This is a genomic window from Halopseudomonas sp. 4NH20-0008 (assembly GCF_057548395.1).
In genome coordinates this window covers 63948-78464 of the sequence record NZ_BAAJMD010000002.1, presented here as the reverse complement: position 1 = coordinate 78464, position 14517 = coordinate 63948, and the positions used below count along the sequence as shown (strand labels likewise).

Below are 14517 nucleotides of genomic sequence, written 5' to 3'. Positions count from 1 at the left end.
TTATGAAGAGACGTGAATTGCTTACCGCCGCCGGGCTGGGTCTGGGCGCGATGGCACTCAGTGGTTGCAAGGAGGACGCGGCCATTGCCGCTGACCAGTCAGGCCAGCCGGAGCAGCGCTTTCGCTGGAAAATGGTGACCTCCTGGCCGAAGAACCTGCCGGGTCTGGGTACCACCGCCGAGCACTTTGCCCAGACCGTTACGGCTCTGTCCAATGGCCGTCTGAGCGTTCAGGTGTTTGCCGCAGGCGAGCTGGTGCCGGCGCTGGAGGTATTTGATGCGGTGTCCGGCGGTACCGCCGAGCTAGGCCATAGCGCCGCCTATTACTGGAAGGGCAAGAGTCCGGCGGCGCCGTTCTTTACTGCGGTGCCCTTTGGCATGAATGCCCAGGAAACCAATGCCTGGTTGTATGAGGGCGGTGGTCTGGAGCTGTGGCAGCAGGCCTATGCCGGGATGGGTGTTCTACCCTTGCCCTGTGGTAATACCGGTGTGCAGATGGCGGGCTGGTTCAACAGGGAAATCAACAGCCTGGACGATCTGCGCGGTCTGAAGATTCGCATGCCGGGTTTTGGCGGCGAGGTCCTTGCTCGTGCTGGCGCTACTACGGTGAACCTGCCGGGCAGTGAGATTTTCAGTGCCTTGCAGAACGGCGTGATTGATGCCACCGATTGGGTCAGTCCATACAACGATCTGGCATTCGGTCTGCACCAGGCCGCACGCTACTACTATTATCCCGGTTGGCAGGAACCCAGCGCGGTACTCGAACTGACCATCAATCAACAGGCCTTCGATCAGTTACCCGCCGACCTGCAACTGATCGTGCGTCAGGCCGCGCGCTCGACCAATCAGATGATGCTGGATGAATACACCCGGCGTAACGCTGATGCCCTGCGTACACTGGTAGAGGAGCACGGTGTGCAATTGCGGCGTCTGCCGGATGATGTCCTCGCGCGTCTGCGCGAGCTGTCCTTGCAGGTACTGGAAGAAACCGCCAATGCCGACAGTCTGAATCGTCAGGTATGGGACTCCATGGAGGCCTTCCGGGAGAAAGTCTGGGCCTACCACGCCATCAGCGAGCAAAGCATGTATGGGTTGCGCGGTTGAGAGACTCTAGCGCAGCAGGCCGGGTAACCAGCTGACCAGTCCTGGCCAGAGGGCGACGATCAGCAGCATCAGCAGCTGGATGGCAATAAACGGCAGTACGCCGCGGTAAATGGCGCTGGTCGGGACGCTGGGTGGGGTGACGCCGCGCAGGTAGAACAGCGCGAAACCGAAGGGTGGGGTGAGGAACGAGGTTTGCAGGTTGAGGGCGATCATCACCCCCAGCCACACCGGGTCCAGCCCCATCATCAGCAGCACCGGGCCGACGATCGGCACCACCACAAAGGTGATCTCGATAAAGTCGAGAATAAAGCCGAGCAGAAAGATCACCAGCATGACCAGCAGGGTGGCGGTTATCACGCCACCGGGCAGGGCCTGGAACAGACCGTGGATCAGTTCCTCACCACCAAAGCCGCGGAACACCAGCGAAAAGATCGAGGCGCCGATCAGGATCATGAACACCATGGTGCTGATATCGGTGGTGCTGTTGGCGACCTCGCGCAGGCGCGCGACCGTCAGTTGTCCCTTGGCCATGGCCAGCAGGGTAGCGCCAAGCGCGCCGACAGCGGCCGCCTCGGTCGCGGTGGCAATGCCGCCGAGGATCGAGCCGAGTACCAGCAGGATCAACAACAAGGGAGGCAGCAGGCTCACCAGCAACCGCCCGGGCTGCAGTTCGCCGCGTTGCTCGCGGGTCAATGCCGGCAGCTTCTGGGGTTGCCAGAAGGCCACGGCGGCCAGATACACCAGATACAGGCTGACCAGCAGCAGGCCCGGTATCAGCGCGCCGACAAACAGGTCGCTGACCGTGACCGTCTTGGGCGAAAAGATGCCCATGCTCAGTTGTGCCTGCTGGTAGGCATTCGACAGGACATCGCCCAGCAGCACCAGAATGATCGACGGCGGGATGATCTGGCCGAGGGTGCCGGTCGCAGCCAGGGTGCCGGTAGCGATTGCCGGATCATAACCGCGTTTGAGCATGGTCGGCAGCGCCAGCAGGCCGAGGGTGACTACCGTAGCGCCGACGATGCCGGTACTGGCTGCCAGCAGGGCGCCAACCAGACACACCGAGAACGCCAGCCCGCCACGCAATCCGCCAAACAGCCGTGACATGGACTCCAGCAGGTCGTCGGCGACGCGGGATTTCTCCAGCATCACGCCCATGAACACAAAGAGCGGCACGGCCAGCAGGGTCTGGTTGTTCATGGTGCCGTACAGCCGGCTGGGCAGGGCGCCGAAAAAGCTCGGATCAAAGACCCCGAGCATGACCCCGGCGGCGGCAAACAGCAATGACAGGCCACCCAGGGTAAAGGCCACCGGATAGCCGATCATCAGCGCCAGGCACAGGCAGACAAATAGTCCAATGGCCATCAAATCCGGCAGGCTCACAGGTGTTCACTCGGCTGGTCGGTCAGCGGCACATCAGGCAAGTGTGTAGGGATGACGGCGGTCAGCACACAGAGGGTTTTGATAATCTGCGACAGGGCCTGCAACAGCAGGCTGGCGACCAGCAACAGGATGATGCTTTTCTGCAGATAGACCCAGGATAGGCCACCGGCATCCGCCGAGCGCTCACTGCGGGCCCAGGAGGCCATGACGTAATCCCAACAGCTCCATGCCAGGAACAGGCACATGGGCAGCAGAAAAAGCAGGCTGCCAAGCAGATCGATCATGGCCTGGCCATGCGCCGACTGGCGCCGGAAGCGGATATCCACGCGGACATGGACATCGCGTTGCAGCGCCCAGGCAGCCGCACCCATGAACACCAGCGCGTGAAAGTAGAGCACCAGTTCCTGCAGCGCCGTGGCGCCCAGGCCAAAGCCATAGCGCAGCACGACGACAGTCACCGTGAGCATCACCATAAGCGGGGTCAGCCAGGTCAGCAGGCGGCCCAGACCTGCGTTCAGACGGTCAATCAGCCGGGCCAGCGGCAGGACGCGTGCCATGATAATGGCCAGCCTGGTCAGCATGGGTGAACTGGCGCAGTGACGACCTGGGTCACACTCATGGCAGACTCATCTGGCTCAGGAGGGGATGATGCGCGTACGGCCACGATCATCAATGGCGACAAACACGAATATCGCCTCGGTAACCTTGCGCTGCTCGTCATGGGCCAGATCTTCACTCCAGACCTCGACCAGCATTTTTACCGAGCTGCGGCCGATTTCCAGCACCTTGGCGTGAAAGGCCAACTGCGCGCCGACTGGCACGGGCACCATAAACCCCATGCGGTCGATAGCCACGGTAGCGACGCGACCACGGGCTATACGCGCAGCACAGGCGGTACCAGCGACATCCATCTGTGACACCAGCCAGCCGCCAAAGATGTCACCGAAACTGTTGCAGTCGCGCGGCAGCGCGGTGACCTTGAGGGCCAGTTCGCCCTGCGGAACAGGATCCTTGTCAATTTCTTGCATGGATTACTCGAATAATAGTTTGTTGTATTTGTCGTATTCACTCATGCAGTGAATGATCGTTGACATTCACAAAACCGCGTCATGGTAAGGGATTGGCGGCCTTGGCTCAATGATTCTGTGGCTTTTGGGCGGTTTTTTGCAGGCTAGACTGGTCACACAATTGTCATAAAGACGGCATAGAGTTGTCACATGGCTTGCAGATAATCAGCCTCGTGATGCCAAACCATCCTTTCCAGGAGATAACCATGAAATTGAACAAGTTGTTTGCAGCAGTTGCCTTCGCCGCCGTCGGCGTAACCAGCATGACCGCCGTTGCGGCAGTTGACCCGGCCCTGCCTGAGTACGAGCGCGTTGGCGGTGTATCCGGCAACCTGTCAAGCATCGGTTCGGATACCCTGAACAACCTGATGACGCTGTGGGCTGAAGAATTCAACAAGTTCTACCCGAACGTCAACGTACAGATCCAGGGTGCTGGTTCCTCTACTGCGCCGCCGGCCATTACTGAAGGCACTGCCAACCTGGCACCGATGAGCCGCGCCATGCGTGACTCGGAAATCAAGACCTTCGAAGAGCGTCATGGCTATGCTCCCTACGCCCTGCCCGTGGCCGTCGACATGCTGGCTGTTTATGTAAACAAGGACAACCCGATCGAAGGTCTGTCATTGCCCCAGGTTGATGCCATTTTTTCTGCTACCCGTCGTTGTGGCGCCAGCGAGGACATCACCCGCTGGGGTCAGCTGGGCCTGACCGGTGCCTGGGACAACCGCGACTTCGCCATCTACGGCCGTAACGCTGTATCCGGCACCTACGGTTTCTTCAAGGACAACGCCCTGTGTGGCGGTGACTTCAAGTCCAACGTCAACGAGCAGCCTGGCTCGTCCTCGGTAGTACAGGGTATCACTGAGTCCATCAACGGTATCGGTTACTCCGGTATCGGCTACCGCACCTCGGGTGTACGCGTCGTTCCTCTGGCTGCCGAGGAAGGTGGCGAGTTCGTTGATGCGACTGCGGCCAACGCCGAGAACGGTACCTACCCGCTGGCTCGCTACCTCTATGTTTACATCAACAAGAACCCCAGTCAGGAGCTTGATCCGCTGACCCGTGAGTTCGTCAAGATGCTGTATTCGCAGACCGGTCAGCAGACTGTGGATCGTGACGGTTATGTACCGATCCCGAACTCGGTCGGCGAGAAGGTCAAGAGCGAGCTGGGCATCAACTGAGACGCACGCTCCGATTGCCACGGATGGCAGATAAAAAGAGGCCTTGATGGCCTCTTTTTTTTCCTCCGTTGCCCGTGCTGTAGCATCTCGGCTGCGGCTTTACTGAGGCACGAAGAGAAATCCGGAGTGACATCGTTCTGTAACATGAATGTCACATTGTCCATTTAGCCTTGACTGGCCGTGATGGCATGATCGGAAAGAGTGGCCGTAAATGACTGATATAACTTCGACGATGACCAAACGTGCGCCCACGCGCTCGCTGTTGCCTAGTGCGTCGGCCAGGCAGTCCCTGCGCAAGCGCCGGATGTTCAAGGACGGTGCCTCACGCTGGGGTATCACCATTGCCGGCTTTGGCGTGGTAGCCGCGCTGGCGATGATCTTTGTTTACCTGTTCTATGAAGTAGCGCCGATCCTCAAAGGGGCATCCGTCACGCCGTTGTCCAGTTACGAGATACCGGTTGCCGATGCGCCCACAGAAAATATCTTTATCGAGCGTTATGAAGAGCTCGGTGTGCAATACAGCCTGGATGGTCAGGCGACCTTCTTCGAGCTGGATGATGGCGAAATACGCGCCCAGATCCCGCTGAATCTGCCCGAAGGTAGCACTTTAACCAGCTACGCCAATGCCGAATTCGTCAACGGCTATACTGCCCATGGCCTGAGCAATGGCCAGGTCAAGGTCGTGCGCCATGCCTATAACCTGAGCTTTCCTGATGGCCAGCGTTACATCACGCCTAAGCTCGAGTTTCCCATGGGCGAAGACGCACTGGTACTGGATGAACAGGGCCAGGCCATCGAGCTTCTGGCCATCGAGAGCGTCGTGCGGGGTCGTACGGGCACCATGATAGCGGGTGTCACGGCGGATAAACGGCTATTGTTGAGCAGCTTCATCAGCCGCGAAAACCTCATGACCGGTGCGGTAACCGTCACCAGCAACACTTATGAACTGCCGCCAATACCAGGCGAGCCGGTCAAACTGCTGTTGGACAAGACCCTGCGTAGTCTGTTTGTAGCGGACAGTGCCGGCAAGATTCACTACTACGATGTCAGCCAGCCGCAAAATGCGCGCCTGGTTGCCAGCGAGGATGTGGGTAATCCGATCACGGCGATGGAGTTTCTGGTCGGTACCGTGTCTCTGGTTGTGGGTACCGAGTCGGGCGAGTTGAGTCAGTGGTTTCTGGTTCGCGATGAAGACAACAACTTCAACCTGACGCGTATCCGCGACTTTGACAGTCATGGCGCGGCGATTACCGCGATTGCGCCGGAATACAACCGCAAGGGCTTTGTCGCTGCCGACGCGGCCGGACAGATCGGCGTACATTATGGCACCTCATCGCGCACCTTGTATCTCGACTCCTTTACCGAGCAACCCATTGCAAAAGTGGCGCTGTCACCCTTCAATGGCCGGGTTGCGGCGTTGGATACCAATGGGCAGCTGCATGTTGCAGAGCTCTGGAACGAGCACCCACAACTGTCCTTTGCGGCGATGTGGAACAAGGTCTGGTATGAAGGTCGTGAAGACCCCGCTTATATCTGGCAATCGTCGTCCGCCTCGGATGAGTTCGAGTCCAAGTTCAGTCTGGTACCGCTTTCCGTGGGCACACTGAAGGCCGCCTTCTATGCCATGCTGTTTGCCATGCCGTTGGCCATTGCCGGGGCTATTTACACCGCCTACTTCATGACCCCGAAACTGCGTGGTCTGGTCAAACCCAGCATTGAGATCATGGAAGCCTTGCCGACCGTCATTCTCGGTTTCCTGGCGGGTTTGTGGTTGGCGCCCTTTGCCGAAGACCATTTGCCAGCCATTTTCAGCATTCTATTTTTGCTACCGCTGTTAATGCTGTGCTTTGCTTTCGTTTGGTGTCGGCTGATTCCCGAGAGTCTGCGCAAGCGGGTGCCGGAGGGCTGGGAAGCGGTATTGCTGGTTCCGCTGATTATCGGTTTTGTCTGGTTCAGTGTGGCAGTCAGCCCCTCGGTTGAAGTGATGTTATTTAATGGTAGCGCACGTCAGTGGATGACCGATGTGGGCATTAATTACGAGCAGCGCAACGCCTTGATTGTTGGTATAGCCATGGGTTTCGCGGTGATTCCAACCATCTTCTCGATTGCCGAGGATGCTGTGTTCACCGTTCCCCGTCACCTGACCCAGGGTTCACTGGCGTTGGGCGCCACACGCTGGCAAACAGTGGTCGGAGTAGTTCTGCCCACGGCCAGTCCGGGCATTTTTTCAGCGGTGATGATGGGCTTTGGTCGTGCGGTAGGTGAGACCATGATCGTGCTGATGGCAACCGGTAACACCCCGGTGGTCAACTTCAATATCTTTGAAGGCATGCGCACCTTGTCGGCAAACATCGCTGTCGAGCTGCCGGAGACGGCGGTGGGCTCCTCGCATTTCCGCGTCTTGTTCCTGGCGGCGCTGGTCTTGCTGGCACTGACCTTTGTCGTCAACACCATTGCTGAAGTTGTGCGTCAGCGCTTGCGCACCCGTTACAGCAACCTGTGATCAGCGGATAGGGGATAGAAAATGAAATCGTGGTTCAAAAGTGGTGCTCCCTGGGTCTGGCTGAACGGCGGTGCAGTTGCCATCTGTATGTTGATGGTGATCGGTTTGCTGGGCTTGATCGCAGTGCGTGGTTTCGGGCACTTCTGGCCGGCAGCCATCGCAGAGGTTGAAATTACCGAGCAGGATGGCTCAACCCGTGTTGTGTTGGGCGAGAAGGTACGTTCACAGATCATTCCCGCGACTGTGGCCAAGGATGCCGGCTACTTTGTGCCGGATGATCTTGAGCTGATGACGCGCTGGCTGTTCAAGCAGGGTAATCGTGATCAGACCGGGCGTGACTTCATCTGGGAAACCGAAGTCGGTATGGCCGACTTCACCTTCCCTGAGAATGCGTACAGCATTGAGCGGCGTGAATGGGGTAATTTTTACGGTTATCCGGTCAAGCTGACCGTCGATGGGCAGGCAATCACAGCCGAGGAGTCAGGCTTCTGGGAGGCGTTGCAGGCTTCGGTAGAGCGCAGCATCGTTCTGCACGACGACATCAAAGCCATTGAGCGCCGGCGTATCGGGCGTATCAATACCGATATTGAAGCGCTGCGCCTGGACCAGCGACGGCTTGATTTGAGCAACCCCACAGCCAGCGTACGTGAAGCTGAAGAGGCCCGAATCAACCAGCGCAGCCTGGAGTTGAATGCCGAATATGCCGAGTTGCGTGAAGAGCTGGATAAACTTTATGCAAGTACCACGCGCGATGTACTGACCATGCGCATGGCCAGTGGTGATGAGGTGGATCTGTCGCTAGCCACTGTTGTTCGGGTTACTGCACCTAATGCCATGTCATTACCCAGCAAACTGGGCCATTACATGACCATGCTGGGCGAGTTCCTGACGGAAGACCCGCGTGAAGCCAATACCGAGGGCGGTATTTTTCCGGCGATTTTCGGCACTATTACCATGGTCTTCGTGATGACCATCATTGTTACCCCGTTCGGTATTTTCGCAGCGATCTATCTGCGTGAGTATGCCAAGCAGGGCACCATGACGCGCATCATTCGCATCTCCGTATATAACCTCGCCGGTGTACCTTCGATTGTCTATGGCGTCTTTGGTCTGGGCTTCTTTGTGTACTTCCTTGGCGGCAATATTGACCGGATGTTCTATGAAGCCTCGTTGCCAGCCCCCACGTTTGGTACGCCGGGTCTGTTCTGGGCGTCTCTGACGCTGGCGCTGTTAACCCTGCCGATCGTCATTGTTTCGACTGAAGAGGGCCTGGCTCGGATTCCCAGTACTATCCGTCAGGGTAGCCTGGCACTGGGTGCAACCAAATCGGAAACCCTGTGGAAGGTGATCGTTCCGTTGGCTACACCGGCCATGATGACCGGCATGATTCTGGCGATTGCTCGTGCTGCGGGGGAAGTGGCACCCTTGATGCTGGTAGGGGTGGTCAAACTCGCCCCCACGCTGCCGATCGACGGTATTGCGCCCTTTATCCACCTGGAGCGCAAAATCATGCACCTTGGCTTCCACATCTATGATGTCGGCTTCCAAAGCCCCAACGTCGAAGCGGCGCGCCCGCTGGTCTATGCCACGGCTTTGATTCTGGTCATGCTGATTGTGATACTCAACCTGGCCGCCATTTCCATTCGTAACCACCTGCGCGAGCGCTATCGCAGCGCTTCTGACTGATCGCACTCACAACAGGTAGCCCGAGATGACTAACGAGTCCGAGAACATGACCACACAAGTAAACGTCAGTGCCCCTAAAGCGGGGGTTTCTGCCAGCACTGCGCTGCATAACCAGAGTACAGTTTTGAACATCGAGCAGGAAAAGGCCAAGATCAAGGTCAAGAATCTGGAGTTGTATTACGCCAATGATCGCGCCCTGAACGGCATTGATCTGACCATTCCGGAGAAGAAGGTAACAGCCTTTATCGGCCCGTCCGGTTGCGGCAAGTCGACCTTGCTGCGCTGTTTCAACCGCATGAACGACCTGGTAGACATCTGCCGGATCAGCGGTGAAATCATCATGGACAACAAGAACATCTATGACCGCGATGTTGATGTTGCCGAGCTGCGACGCAATGTCGGTATGGTGTTCCAGAAGCCCAACCCCTTCCCCAAGTCGATCTACGAAAACGTGGCATACGGTCTGCGTCTGCAGGGTGTCAGCTCCAAGCGTGATCTGGATGAAGTGGTAGAGCGTTCGCTGCGTGCCGCCGCACTGTGGGATGAGGTCAAGGATCGTCTGAATGACAATGCCTTTGGCATGTCGGGTGGTCAGCAGCAGCGTCTGGTCATTGCCCGAGCCATTGCCATAGAGCCTGAGGTGATTCTACTCGATGAGCCGGCGTCTGCCCTCGATCCGATCTCGACCTTGAAGATCGAAGAGCTGATCAATGAGCTCAAGCGTGATTACACCATTATTATCGTTACCCACAATATGCAGCAGGCGGCGCGCGTCTCTGACTACACTGCATTCATGTATATGGGTGATATGGTCGAGTTTGGCGATACCAATACGCTTTTCACCAATCCGGCGAAGAAGCAGACCGAAGATTACATTACCGGCCGCTACGGCTAACTCTGGGAGACAGGTTCATGACACAGGATAAAGAAGTCTTTAGCCAGCACATTTCCCAGCAGTTCAATGCCGAGCTTGAGGAAATTCGTACCCAGTTGCTGGAAATGGGTGGGCTGGTGGAAAAGCAGGTCAGCGATGCCGTTACTGCATTGATTGAAGCGGATGGCAAGCTGGCTGAGGAAGTACGCCAGAACGACCGCAAGATCAATGATATGGAGCGTAAGATTGACGAAGAGTGCATGCGCATTCTAGCCCGCCGCCAGCCAGCGGCCAGTGATCTGCGCCTGGTCATCAGCATCACCAAGATCATTGTTGACCTGGAACGTATTGGTGATGAAGCCTCGAAGATCGCCAAGCGTGCCTTGCAGTTGGTCGAAGAGGGACAATCACCGCGTGGTTACGTTGAATGTCGCCACATTGGTCACCATGTACGCAAGATGGTCCAGGATGCTCTGGATGCTTTTGCACGCTTTGACACAGTTCAGGCGCTGGCAGTTGCCCGCGAGGACAAGGTAGTGGATCAGGAGTACAAGAGCGCTACCCGTGAGCTGGTTACCTACATGATGGAGGATCCGCGCTCGATCACGCGGGTACTGAGCATCCTCTGGGTCCTGCGTTCTCTGGAGCGTGTCGGTGACCATGCGCGCAATGTGGCAGAGCAGGTCATCTATCTGGTCAAAGGCCAGGATGTAAGGCATATCGGCTTGAGCAGTATGGAAGAAGTCGTCAAGGACTGAAATCCGACACGATAAAAAAACCCGCGACTTTCCGCGGGTTTTTTTATCTGGAATGACTTACTGCAGACTCAGAACCCATTCGGCGAGCAGGGTGGCTTCCTCGTCGGTAACCTGGTTTGCAGGCATCGGAATCGGCCCCCAGATACCTGAGATGCCATTCTTGATATGACCAGCCACCAGCTCTACGGCGCCGTCCTGACCAGCATACTTGGCCGCTACGTCACGCAGCGCAGGGCCAACCAGTTTGTTGTCAACGGCATGGCAGGCTACGCAGGGTTTGCTTTTGAACAGGGCTTCACCGTCACTGGCAAGGGCCGGTGACGCGTTGAACAGGACACCAACGGCCATCAGGGCAAAAATGTTATTTTTCATGGTCAATCCTCAAGGCTGATCGAGAAGGCAGGTGGACCTGCTTAAGCGTTGTACACGGAGTCCTTAGCAGCTACCTCATAACATGTAGTGTAGCCGAGCAACACTCAAGTGACCTATTGTCGCAGATGGGGCATGGACTCGGAGAGCATGTTTGGGTATGTTTCGGGACACAAAAGCATTTTGTATCCCCTTCCGCCCGGAAGTGGGCATTGCTTACACCCTTTCCCATTACAGCCTGCACTGGAGACACCATGGAGATTTCATCCTACAGCATCAACTGGCATTACCCGACATCAATTCGCGTTGGTGCCGGGCGTATCCGTGAACTGGCCAAGGCCTGCTCCCAACTGGGCATGAAAGCACCGCTGTTGGTTACCGATCCGGGCTTGGCTGCGCTGCCGATGGTCGATGCCAGCCTGCAAAGTCTGCGAGAGGCGGGTCTGAATGCGGGTATCTTCAGTGCGGTCAAGGGCAATCCAACAGGTGCCAACGTTGCCGCCGGTGTTGAAGCGCTCAAGTCAGGTAACCATGATGGCGTGATTGCCTTTGGCGGCGGCTCGGCCATTGACGCTGCCAAGGCCATTGCGCTGATTGCCCATCAGAGCATCAGCCTGTGGGACGCGCAGAATCCCTCAAAAGTCGATGCCGCCAAGATGCTGCCGGTGGTTGCTGTCCCGACGACGGCGGGCACTGGCTCGGAAGTCGGTCAGGCGTCAGTGATTACCGATGACGAGAATCACATCAAACGTCTCATTTTCCACGCCAAACTGGTTCCAGCCATCGTTATTCTTGATCCGGAGCTGACAGTGGGTCTGCCTTCCAAGCTGACTGCGGCCACGGGTATGGATGCCCTGGCGCACAATCTCGAAGGCTATTGCACACCGCTGTACCATCCCATGGCCGAGGGTATAGCGCTTGAGGGCATGCGATTGGTCAAGGAGTTTTTGCCGCAGGCCACCCGTGAAGGCAGCGATATTCATGCCCGACTGCAAATGCAGGTAGCCTCGACCATGGGTGCGGCAGCGTTCCAGCGTGGCCTGGGTGCGATCCATGCGGTATCCCACAGCCTGGGAGCGCTGTATGACGCGCACCATGGCCTGCTCAATGCGATCATGATGCCTTATGTTCTGCAGGTTAACCGCGCTGCCATTGAGCCAGAAATGGAGCGCATGGCACGTTATCTTGATCTGGCTAAGCCGGGCTTCGATGGCGTATTGGACTGGGTGCTGGACTTGCGTGCAGAGCTCGGCTTGCCTCACACCTTGGCGGAAATCAATATTGATGATGCCCAGGCGGAGTTGATTGGTCAGATGTCCGCCAAGGATGTCACGGCGCGCACCAATGCGGTTGCACTGGATGCCGGCCAATACCAGCAGTTGTTCCTCAAGGCCTTGAACGGCACGCTGTAACACGGTGCTCGTACATCCGGGCGAGACCCGGATGTACGAATTGCGGGTGTTGCTGTTGATCAGTCATTGCTGTGATCAGGGTACCTTTACCTCGATAGCGGCACCGACCATGACAATGCTGCCGGCGGCCGGTGTTTGTTCGGTAATCTTTTTCTTCAAACCAGGCTCCTCCAAGGGGTCGCTCTGTTTGTCTATGGCCGTCAGCTCCTGCTCAAGCAGTTCAGCCAGTTGCAGTGCTTCTTCCCAGGTTTTGCCAATCAGATCAGGTACAACACGAATCTCGCTGGCCCGGGATGGGCCCGGCACCGGAACGATTTTGAAGGTGATCTTGGCCGCCGCGGTGGACTGGAATCCATATCGGTTGGTCAGGTCTGCGTTTACCGGCGCGGCATACAGGCGAGTCGCAGGCAGTTGCGAGTGCAGCATCCGGCTGCTGTTCAAGGCGCTGATGTTAAGCTTTGATGGGGTGACAGGCGGGGTTGCCGGCGCAGGTTTCTGGGCGGCCTGGCTACGGGTATCGCCACTTATACTCAGGGCAACCTGGATCTCACCGGTTGTTTCCGGCAAGGCATAGAAGGTCGGTTGGTAGCCAATCTCCTGCAGCAGACGCAGTTCTGCATCTCCGCCCTCACTGTAAATAGCCAGCACCTTGGCCAGTGAACCCTGATCCAGCGCTTCCTGGGCCTGAGCAACACCCTGACCAACGGCGGCAATGATCTCGCCAATGGGGGCTGCCATCACGTCGCTGACCAGATTCTTGATGGTTGTCATTGCAGTTATCCTGTGTGCTTAGGCTTGGGAAAAGACCACCATGACGCTCTCACCTGGCGCGACCTGCGTGCCTTTGGCAGGGAGCTGGCGAATGGCCTGGCCGATGGGTTGTTTGGGATCGGTAATGCTCTGATAGGCAGCATCCAGATTCAGCCCCATATCGCGGGCCAGTCGACGCGCGAGGGTTTCGGTCAGATCACTGAAATCAGGCACGCTGATCAGTTCCTCTTCTACCAGCTCGTCTGCTTCAGGTAGAAACTCGAGTTTTACATCCGTGAACATGCCTGAGGCCTCTTTGTTTTGCAGGTCCGCCAGGGTGGGCATGGTCAACTGGTTACCGGACACCAGGGTCTTGAGGTTCAGCGAGACCTTGCCCAGCCGGTAAGGAACCTGTTCACTGACCAGAGCCGATTGCGCCTCCTGGATCTGCTTGCCTATGGTGGCGTACAGCTCGCCGGCAGAGACCCGCGTATTCATCTGTTGTTTCAGTTGGTCGGCTTCAGCCTTGGCCTTGGCCGCTTCTTCCATGGCGGCGCTGGAGACCTTGGACAGCTCCTGCAGGCGTTCGGTATAGCTGGCAAGCTCAATATTCTTGGCATTGATGGTCTGCTGCAGTTTCAGCGCGCGGATATCGTAATCGGCTGCCTGACGGATAATCTGTTCGTTGAGGTTCAGCTTCATGGTCTCAGTGGCCAGGGTGAACTGCTCATTGACCGGCTTGTTGGCGCCAACAGCAGGTTGCACCTTGAGCTGATTTTCCAGTGCCGCAATCTTGTTGTTGGCCAGCCGCAACTCTTCGTTGGCCTTCAAGCTGGTTTGCTCCAGACGGACCATTTGTGCCTGTTTCTGGTTGAGCTCGATGTCCTGCTCCTGAATGCGTTTGCTCAAGTCCGCATTCATTCGCAGTTGTACCGTGCTGGGCTGCTCCAGGACCTGGGGCTGAATCATGGCGGTGATCGGCGTGCCGGCCATGACCATGCGCGCCGAGGCTGCCGTGATAGTGGGGGTGGGTGGCCGTGGCACCCCGGCAAGCAAATAATCATCGGCCTGACTGAAGGGGGCCGTGCGATCACTCCGTGCGACGGCATTGTCTGCCAGACGCTGAACCTGGCCAAAGGACAGGCTTATGGCGGTGGCTGAGGCGAGTTGCACCAGCCCGCCTTCGGCCAGTACCCGCGTTGGTTCGCGGGCTTTGCTCGGTTCGCACAGGCGCATGGCGGGTAGAGCCTGACCACCGGGTACCAGATTGGTTTTAAGCGCGAAGTGGCCCTTGGCATTCAGCGCACCTTGTACTAGAACCCGCCAGGATTTGCGTGCGATATCAAAGATCTGTACCTGAACGCGTCCAGTGGCAGGTTTGCCGTCGGCTTCCAGCACGACGCCGGTAATACTCCATTGCATGAAGGTGTT

13 protein-coding genes are annotated in these 14517 nt (G+C 57.4%); 7 read left to right on the top strand and 6 right to left on the bottom strand.

Going from position 1 to position 14517, the window contains the following annotated elements; genetic code table 11:
• The first annotated feature begins 2 nt into the window (after positions 1 to 2).
• Entirely contained in the window at positions 3 to 1103 is a 1101-nt protein-coding gene (locus AC27HQ_RS02550; RefSeq protein ID WP_487154290.1) for a TRAP transporter substrate-binding protein, read from the top strand.
• 6 nt (positions 1104 to 1109) lie between these two features.
• On the opposite strand, the gene AC27HQ_RS02545 is transcribed toward AC27HQ_RS02550, so the two are convergent.
• The 3 genes from AC27HQ_RS02545 to AC27HQ_RS02535 form a co-directional block, all read right to left on the bottom strand.
• Entirely contained in the window at positions 1110 to 2480 is a 1371-nt protein-coding gene (locus AC27HQ_RS02545) for a TRAP transporter large permease (protein ID WP_487154596.1), read from the bottom strand.
• A gap of 2 nt (positions 2481 to 2482) precedes the next feature.
• Positions 2483 to 3043 (bottom strand): TRAP transporter small permease subunit, encoded by a 561-nt coding sequence (locus tag AC27HQ_RS02540; protein WP_487154289.1) that lies wholly within the window; start codon positions 3041 to 3043, stop codon positions 2483 to 2485.
• A gap of 78 nt (positions 3044 to 3121) precedes the next feature.
• Positions 3122 to 3514: an acyl-CoA thioesterase gene (locus AC27HQ_RS02535; RefSeq protein WP_487154287.1), complete on the bottom strand. Its 393-nt coding sequence runs from the start codon at positions 3512 to 3514 to the stop codon at positions 3122 to 3124.
• Positions 3515 to 3759: 245 nt separating this feature from the next.
• On the opposite strand from AC27HQ_RS02535, the gene AC27HQ_RS02530 reads away from it, so the two are divergent.
• The 5 genes from AC27HQ_RS02530 (at position 3760) to phoU (ending at position 10555) form a co-directional block, all read left to right on the top strand.
• Positions 3760 to 4734: a PstS family phosphate ABC transporter substrate-binding protein gene (locus AC27HQ_RS02530; protein WP_487154285.1), complete on the top strand. Its 975-nt coding sequence runs from the start codon at positions 3760 to 3762 to the stop codon at positions 4732 to 4734.
• Between the two features lie 211 nt (positions 4735 to 4945).
• Positions 4946 to 7237 (top strand): ABC transporter permease subunit, encoded by a 2292-nt coding sequence (locus AC27HQ_RS02525; RefSeq protein WP_487154284.1) that lies wholly within the window; start codon positions 4946 to 4948, stop codon positions 7235 to 7237.
• 21 nt (positions 7238 to 7258) lie between these two features.
• Positions 7259 to 8923 carry a phosphate ABC transporter permease PstA gene (gene pstA / locus AC27HQ_RS02520; protein ID WP_487154282.1) on the top strand — a complete coding sequence of 555 codons (1665 nt, stop codon included), beginning with the start codon at positions 7259 to 7261 and terminating at the stop codon, positions 8921 to 8923.
• A 46-nt stretch (positions 8924 to 8969) separates the two neighbouring features.
• Positions 8970 to 9818, top strand: coding sequence for a phosphate ABC transporter ATP-binding protein PstB (gene pstB, locus AC27HQ_RS02515; RefSeq protein WP_487154280.1), 849 nt, complete (start codon positions 8970 to 8972; stop codon positions 9816 to 9818).
• Between the two features lie 17 nt (positions 9819 to 9835).
• Positions 9836 to 10555 (top strand): phosphate signaling complex protein PhoU, encoded by a 720-nt coding sequence (gene phoU, locus AC27HQ_RS02510; RefSeq protein ID WP_487154279.1) that lies wholly within the window; start codon positions 9836 to 9838, stop codon positions 10553 to 10555.
• Positions 10556 to 10612: 57 nt separating this feature from the next.
• Here phoU and AC27HQ_RS02505 read toward each other — a convergent pair whose 3' ends face one another.
• Complete coding sequence (locus AC27HQ_RS02505) at positions 10613 to 10927, bottom strand: c-type cytochrome (protein ID WP_487154278.1); 315 nt, start codon at positions 10925 to 10927, stop codon at positions 10613 to 10615.
• A 251-nt stretch (positions 10928 to 11178) separates the two neighbouring features.
• On the opposite strand from AC27HQ_RS02505, the gene AC27HQ_RS02500 reads away from it, so the two are divergent.
• Positions 11179 to 12336, top strand: a complete 1158-nt coding sequence (locus tag AC27HQ_RS02500) for an iron-containing alcohol dehydrogenase (RefSeq protein WP_487154277.1) — start codon at positions 11179 to 11181, stop codon at positions 12334 to 12336.
• 75 nt (positions 12337 to 12411) lie between these two features.
• Here AC27HQ_RS02500 and AC27HQ_RS02495 read toward each other — a convergent pair whose 3' ends face one another.
• Together AC27HQ_RS02495 and AC27HQ_RS02490 are read right to left on the bottom strand one after the other, a co-directional pair.
• Positions 12412 to 13107 (bottom strand): PASTA domain-containing protein, encoded by a 696-nt coding sequence (locus AC27HQ_RS02495; RefSeq protein ID WP_487154275.1) that lies wholly within the window; start codon positions 13105 to 13107, stop codon positions 12412 to 12414.
• An 18-nt stretch (positions 13108 to 13125) separates the two neighbouring features.
• Positions 13126 to 14508: a PASTA domain-containing protein gene (locus AC27HQ_RS02490; protein ID WP_487154274.1), complete on the bottom strand. Its 1383-nt coding sequence runs from the start codon at positions 14506 to 14508 to the stop codon at positions 13126 to 13128.
• Positions 14509 to 14517: the final 9 nt, after the last annotated feature.

Coding starts and splice junctions, on each gene's coding strand:
- AC27HQ_RS02550 (WP_487154290.1), top strand. CDS start 3: ATGAAGAGACGTGAATTGCTTACCGCCGCCGGGCTGGGTCTGGGCGCG.
- AC27HQ_RS02540 (WP_487154289.1), bottom strand. CDS start 3,043: ATGGCACGCGTCCTGCCGCTGGCCCGGCTGATTGACCGTCTGAACGCA.
- AC27HQ_RS02535 (WP_487154287.1), bottom strand. CDS start 3,514: ATGCAAGAAATTGACAAGGATCCTGTTCCGCAGGGCGAACTGGCCCTC.
- AC27HQ_RS02530 (WP_487154285.1), top strand. CDS start 3,760: ATGAAATTGAACAAGTTGTTTGCAGCAGTTGCCTTCGCCGCCGTCGGC.
- AC27HQ_RS02525 (WP_487154284.1), top strand. CDS start 4,946: ATGACTGATATAACTTCGACGATGACCAAACGTGCGCCCACGCGCTCG.
- pstA (WP_487154282.1), top strand. CDS start 7,259: ATGAAATCGTGGTTCAAAAGTGGTGCTCCCTGGGTCTGGCTGAACGGC.
- pstB (WP_487154280.1), top strand. CDS start 8,970: ATGACCACACAAGTAAACGTCAGTGCCCCTAAAGCGGGGGTTTCTGCC.
- phoU (WP_487154279.1), top strand. CDS start 9,836: ATGACACAGGATAAAGAAGTCTTTAGCCAGCACATTTCCCAGCAGTTC.
- AC27HQ_RS02505 (WP_487154278.1), bottom strand. CDS start 10,927: ATGAAAAATAACATTTTTGCCCTGATGGCCGTTGGTGTCCTGTTCAAC.
- AC27HQ_RS02500 (WP_487154277.1), top strand. CDS start 11,179: ATGGAGATTTCATCCTACAGCATCAACTGGCATTACCCGACATCAATT.
- AC27HQ_RS02495 (WP_487154275.1), bottom strand. CDS start 13,107: ATGACAACCATCAAGAATCTGGTCAGCGACGTGATGGCAGCCCCCATT.
- AC27HQ_RS02490 (WP_487154274.1), bottom strand. CDS start 14,508: ATGCAATGGAGTATTACCGGCGTCGTGCTGGAAGCCGACGGCAAACCT.